This is a genomic window from Streptomyces sp. ADMS (assembly GCF_033441795.1).
In the GTDB taxonomy this organism is placed as follows: domain Bacteria; phylum Actinomycetota; class Actinomycetes; order Streptomycetales; family Streptomycetaceae; genus Streptomyces.
The window spans coordinates 1-5,771 of sequence record NZ_JAVFVX010000157.1; the positions used below are offsets into that span (position 1 = coordinate 1).

Annotated in this window: 6 protein-coding genes and 1 pseudogene; 6 read left to right on the forward strand and 1 reads right to left on the reverse strand. The window is 72.2% G+C overall.

The annotated features are described in order from the left end of the window. The 3 genes from RB628_RS36745 to RB628_RS36755 all read left to right on the forward strand — a co-directional run. Positions 1 to 1,577: acetate--CoA ligase family protein (locus RB628_RS36745; protein ID WP_318324985.1), on the forward strand; the 1,577-nt coding region annotated here is incomplete at its 5' end. Positions 1,578 to 1,591: 14 nt separating this feature from the next. After that, positions 1,592 to 2,332 carry a CBS domain-containing protein gene (locus RB628_RS36750; RefSeq protein WP_318324986.1) on the forward strand — a complete coding sequence of 247 codons (741 nt, stop codon included), beginning with the start codon at positions 1,592 to 1,594 and terminating at the stop codon, positions 2,330 to 2,332. 16 nt (positions 2,333 to 2,348) lie between these two features. Next, positions 2,349 to 2,474, forward strand: coding sequence for a hypothetical protein (locus RB628_RS36755; protein WP_318324987.1), 126 nt, complete (start codon positions 2,349 to 2,351; stop codon positions 2,472 to 2,474). A gap of 338 nt (positions 2,475 to 2,812) precedes the next feature. Here the strand turns inward: RB628_RS36755 and RB628_RS36760 are convergent, their stop codons facing one another. Further along, positions 2,813 to 3,205 carry an STAS domain-containing protein gene (locus RB628_RS36760; RefSeq protein WP_318324988.1) on the reverse strand — a complete coding sequence of 131 codons (393 nt, stop codon included), beginning with the start codon at positions 3,203 to 3,205 and terminating at the stop codon, positions 2,813 to 2,815. Between the two features lie 210 nt (positions 3,206 to 3,415). Between RB628_RS36760 and RB628_RS36765 the strand changes: the two genes are divergently transcribed. From RB628_RS36765 to RB628_RS36775, 3 genes and pseudogenes are all read left to right on the forward strand, one after another. Further along, on the forward strand, positions 3,416 to 4,486 hold the full coding sequence (locus tag RB628_RS36765; protein ID WP_318324989.1) for a zinc-dependent alcohol dehydrogenase family protein: 1,071 nt from the start codon (positions 3,416 to 3,418) through the stop codon (positions 4,484 to 4,486). A gap of 123 nt (positions 4,487 to 4,609) precedes the next feature. Further along, a complete protein-coding gene (locus tag RB628_RS36770) occupies positions 4,610 to 5,050 on the forward strand; it encodes a pyridoxamine 5'-phosphate oxidase family protein (RefSeq protein ID WP_318324990.1) in 441 nt (146 codons plus the stop codon). A gap of 447 nt (positions 5,051 to 5,497) precedes the next feature. After that, a pseudogene (locus RB628_RS36775) lies at positions 5,498 to 5,771 on the forward strand (universal stress protein); the annotation flags it as partial.

Genomic DNA, 5,771 nt, shown 5'->3' on the forward strand with positions numbered 1-5,771 from the left:
ACAAGTACGACGTCAGCGGCAACGACATGCTCCAGTGGTGGGAGAGCGACGGCCGCACCGAACTCGCCCTGCTGCACCTGGAGTCCTTCGGCAACCCGCGCGCCTTCTCCCGCACCGCCCGGCGCGTGACGCGCCGCATACCGGTACTCACCGTCGACGCCGGCCGTACCGACGCGGGCCGCAAGGCGGCGGCCTCCCACACCGCGGCCGCCGCCACCCGCACCATGACCCGCGGCGCGCTGTTCACCCAGGCCGGCATCACCGCGACCCGCTCGGTCGGCGAGCTCCTCGAAACGGCGGCCCTGCTGCACTCCCAGCCGCTGCCGGAAGGCAGCCGCGTCGCGATCGTCACCAACGCGGGCGGAGCAGGAGTGCTCACCGCCGACGCCTGCGCTGAAGCGGGGCTGGCTCTGCCCCCGTTCACCCCCACGATGATCGACGAACTCCTCGCCGTACTGCCGGACGGCGCCGCCATCGGCAACCCGGTCGACGCCACGGCCGCGGTGTCCGAGGAACAGCTCACGGAGTGCGTCGACCGGCTGACCCGGTGTTCCGGCATCGACGCCGTGGTTGTGGCCCTCGTGCCCACGGCGATCGCCGCCGCCACCGGCGACGACCTGGTGCGCGCCGTCACGGCGGCTCCCGGCCGGCGGACTCGCCCCGTGCTCGCGGTGCGCCTGGAGCAGGACCAGCCCGTCCGGCTGCTGCCCGCCGCGGACGGCGGCACGATCCCCTCCTATGCCGAACCCCAGGCGGCGGCCCGCGCGCTGGCGCACGCCGCCGCGCGGGCCGCCTGGCTCGCCCGGCCCGCCGGCGTCGTCCCCGACCTCGAAGACATCGAGACGGGTCGGGCGCGCACGGTCGTGGCGGAGTACCTGGCCGCGCATCCCGACGGAGGCTGGCTCGACCCGCGCACCTGCGCCGACCTGCTTGCCTGCTACAGCGTTCCGCAGATCCCGTGGGCGTGGGCGGACAGCGAGGACGCTGCCGTGCTCGCCGCCGAACGGCTGCGCGGCTTCGACGGCCGGGTCGTCATGAAGGCGCACTGGCCGGGGCTGCTGCACAAGGCCCAGGAGCATGCCGTCCACCTCGACCTGCGCGGTGACGCCCAGGTCCGGGCCGCGTTCCGGGACCTGGAGACCCGCTTCGCGGGACTCATGACCGGCGTGGTCCTGCAACCCCTCGCCGTCCGAGGCACCGAACTGTTCGCGGGCGTCGTCCAGGACGAGGTCTTCGGTCCGCTCGTCCTGTTCGGACTCGGCGGCACGGCAACCGAGGTTCTCGCGGATCACGCCGCCCGCCTCGCCCCCCTCACCGACCGCGACGTGCACGACCTGATCACCTCGCCGCGGTGCGCTCCGCTGCTGCTGGGCGCGAACGGCAGCACCCCCGTCGACCTCGGGGAACTGGAGCAGCTGCTCATGCGGCTGTCCCGGATGGCGGCGGACCTGCCGCAGCTCGCCGAGGCCGACTTCAACCCCGTCCTGGCGACACCGGACGGCGTCACCGTGCTCGACGCACGGGTACGCCTGCTGCCGCGCCGCCCCCAGGACCCGTATCTGCGCCGACTGCGCTGAGGAGGAGAACGACCATGAGGCACAAAAAGGTCGGCGCCGTGATGACCACGGACGTCGTCCGCGCCGAGCACGCCACACCGTTCAAGGAGGTGGCCAGGCTGCTGGCGGCCCACCGGATCAGCGGACTCCCGGTGGTGGACGAGGACGACAAGGTCATCGGGGTCCTGTCCGAGACGGACCTGATGATGCACCAGGCGACCATCCCGGACCCGTACGAGCCGAAGCACCGCGCGATGCTCGCCGACTGGACCCCGGGCGCCAAGCGCCGGACCGCGAAGGGCCGGGCACAGACCGCCGGTGAGCTGATGACGCGGCCGCCCGTCGCCGTGCACGCGGACGACACCATCGTCCAGGCCGCCCGCACCATGGTCCGGCGGCACGTGGAACGGCTCCCCGTCCTCGACGAGGAGGACCGGCTCGTCGGGATCGTCACCCGCCGCGACCTCCTCCAGGTCTTCCTGCGGCCCGACCAGGAGATCCGCACCGAGGTGATCGAGGAGGTCTTGGTGCGCGCGCTGTGGCTGGCGCCGCGCAGCGTCGAGGTCTCCGTGGCGGAGGGCGTCGTCACCCTCACCGGACACATGGAACGCAAGAGCGAGACGGAGATCGCCGTGGCCATGGCCCGCCGGATCGACGGCGTGGTCGACGTGGTCGGCAAGCTCACCTTCCGGATGGACGACGCGGACCTTCGGGCCGAGGAACTGGTACGAGCGGCACCGCACGGCGTGGCCGACGACTGGCTGCGCCGGCGGTGAAAAGGAGCGGACCACCATGGCCGGCACCGTGCCGGTCACCTACGGAACGACGAACGGTTCCACGGCGGGCATCGCCGAGACCGTCGCCCACGTCCTGCGCAAGGGCGGGCTGACCGTCGAGTCGCGTCCGGCCGGTTGGTGACGAACGTGGCGCGGTACGACGCCGCCGTGGTCGGCGGCGGGCTCTGCGCGGGGCGCCGGCACGAGGACGCGCGGCGCTTCGTCCGCCGGCACCGCGCCGTACTCGCGGAGCGTCCGGTGTGCAGTGGTTTCTTCGCGTACTTGACACCGGCCATCGGTCCGCACCTCCTCGTCGTCCTGACACCTCCGAAGGTGACAGCCGGGACAACGGCGCGGCAGGGGCCGACCAGGCGCAGCCGCCAGGCCGCTTGGGGTCAACGGCAGAGCGAGAAAGGGCCGTGCGGCCCAACGGGCCGCGGCGGAGAGGCATTTCTCTGCGCCACGGCCCGTTGGGCCGACTCAGCCGGCCGAAGCGGGGACGGGTTGCGCGGCCGTTGTGCCGGCAAGGTCCTCGGGCCATCGGGGGTGGATCTCGAAGGCACCGGTCAGGCCCGTGCAGCGGAGGATCCGCAGGAGCCGGGCGCTGTCCGTGACCAGCCGCAGGCGGCCCTGCCGAGCCCGCGAGCGATTCAGCGCCCGGCACAGCACGCCCAGCCCGGCGCAGTCGATGAAGGCGACGGCCCGCAGGTCGAGCACCAGATCAGGGAACTGGTCGGCGGTCAGCGAGTCCAGGTGTTCCATGAGCGCGGGCACCGTCAGGAGGTCGATCTCGCCCTGCAGGGCCACGACGGTCGTGTCACCGGATGTGCGATGAGTGCGGTACGGCGTGGACCGCGTGTGGTTGTCGGCCATGAGGACAGAGAAGCGGGGCCACCGGGGTGCCCGGAAGGGCCGTTCGGTCCCTGTTCGGCCGGGTCGGTCAGCCCCTCTCCGCGCCACCGCCCCGCGGCAGGGACCGTCCGGCGGGTGAGGGGGCCGGACGGCCCAAGCGGAGTGGGTGATTACCCGACAAGCTGGATGCGCGGGGCACTCAGGTACTCGAAAGGAACGGGGAGGAGCGTCATGAAAGGCTTCGTCTTCCACGGCCCCGGGCAGTCCGCCTGGGAGGAGGTCCCGGACCCTGCGATCAAGGAACCCACCGACGCCGTCGTGCGGGTCGACGCCGTCACCATCTGCGGCACGGACCTGCACATCCTCAAGGGCGACGTCCCCGAGGTGCGCCCGGGGACCGTCCTGGGGCACGAGGCCGTCGGCGAGATCGTCGAGATCGGCAGCGACGTGCGGACCGTACGTCCGGGCGACCGGGTGCTGGTCTCCTGCATCAGCGCCTGCGGGCGCTGCCGTTACTGCCGAGAGGGCAGCTACGGCCAGTGCCGGGGCGGTGGGGGCTGGATCCTCGGCCACCGGATCGACGGCACCCAGGCCGAGTACGTCCGCGTTCCGTACGCCGACCTGTCCGTGCACGCCCTGCCCGGCGCGGTCGAGAGCAAGGACGCCGTGCTGCTCGCGGACATCTTCCCGACCTCCTACGAGGTGGGCGTTCTCAACGGTCAGGTACGTCCGGGGGACACCGTCGCCGTCGTCGGAGCCGGTCCCATCGGACTCGCGGCGATCGCCACGGCGCGCCTGTTCTCGCCCGAGCGGATCGTCGCCGTCGACCTCGCCGCGTCCCGGCTGGAGGCCGCCAAGCGGCTCGGCGCCGACGCGGTGGCCGACGCCCGCGAGGACCCCGAACAGCTGATCGCCGATCTCACCGACGGGCTCGGCGCCGACGTGGTCATCGAGGCGGTCGGCGTGCCGGAGAGCTTCGAGCTGTGCACGCGCATGGTGCGGCCCGGCGGTCACGTGGCCAACGTCGGAGTCCACGGCAAGCCCGCCACGATCCACCTGGAAGATCTGTGGATCAAGAACGTGACCATTACCACCGGTCTCGTGGACACGTACTCCACGCCCACGCTGCTGCGCATGGCCACCGCGGGCCGGCTGCCCACGGCGCAGCTGGTCACCCACACCTTCCCGCTGGAGCGCATGGAGGAGGCGTACGACGTCTTCGCCCGCGCCGCCGACACCGGCGCCCTCAAGGTGGTGCTCGGCGGGCCCTCGCACGAAGAGGTCGCCGTCCGGGCGGCCTGACGTTGGTCTGCACGGCATCCTTCTCCGGAAGCCGGGACCGATGACTCCTGGCTGGGGACGCCGGCGCCAGTTGACCATGGACAGTGCCGGTACCGCGATGTCAGGTGAGAGACGAGAAGGCAGATGGACGCCAACGACGGATTCCGCGAACTCGACCGGCAGGAGTGCCTGCACATCCTGGCCGAGGTGCCCGTGGGGCGCATCGTGTACACACGGCGGGCGTTGCCCGCCGTCCTGCCGGTCAACTTCTGCCTCGACCGCGACGGCGCAGTGCTGGTGCGCACCTCTGCCTCGTCGGAACTGGTGAGCGCGGTCGACGGAGCTGTGGTGGCCTTCGAGGCCGACACGGTCGACGCCGACGCCCACTCCGGCTGGAGCGTCGTGGTCATGGGGCCGGCCACCCTCGTGACCGATCCCGCAGAGCACGCACGGCTGCTGCGGACCGGGCCGCGTTCCTGGGCACCGGCCCCGCAGGAGGTCTTCGTGCGCATCGCCCCGGATCTGGTCACCGGACGCGCACTCGTCGGCGGACGCACCCTGTACGGCGTACACCTTCCTATCTGAACGTCAGACACCGCCTGCCGAGCGCGGACCGTGTCCTGCGTTCCTGGACCGTCGGCCCACCACACTTCCGAACCGTCCCTCCCTCGTGCCGGCCGACCGTACCCCCTGAGCCCTTCCCGACGGAGGTCCGCTCGTGCCCCGTACCGTCGCTGCCGGTCTTGACGGTTCGCACGAAAGCCTGGCCGCGGCGGAGTGGGCCGCCCGTGAGGCCGCGATGTACGGATTCCGCTCCGCATCGTGTACGCGGGGGAGCGACAACACCACGAGTACGCGCCGTTCGCCGGCCATCCTGTTGCCCCGCCAGGAGCAGACCGGTCCGCCCGTCTGCTGACCGGGACGAAGGCCTGGCCGGCCCATCGCTGTTCCGGGGTACGGGTGAGTGCCGAGTAGATCGCCGTCCGGCCGGTGCCGGCGCTGGTCGCCACAGCGAAGGAGGCCGAACGTCTGGTGCTCGGATCGAGGGGCCTCGGAATGGTGGCGGGGGTCCTGCTCGGCCCCGTGGCGCTCGCCGTGGTGGCCCGGGCGCAGCGGCCGGTCGTGCTGGTCCGCGCCGACGACGAGCACGGGCAGAAGCGCCGGACAAGGCGTTTCGGCGGGTCCGGTGACACGACGCCGTACCGCGATGTGGTGCTGGGACTGGATCTGCGCGCCCCCGACGGACGTGTTCTGGGGTTCGCGTTCGATGCCCGAGTCCGGACGGGTCCCCGGGCTGCGTGTGTTC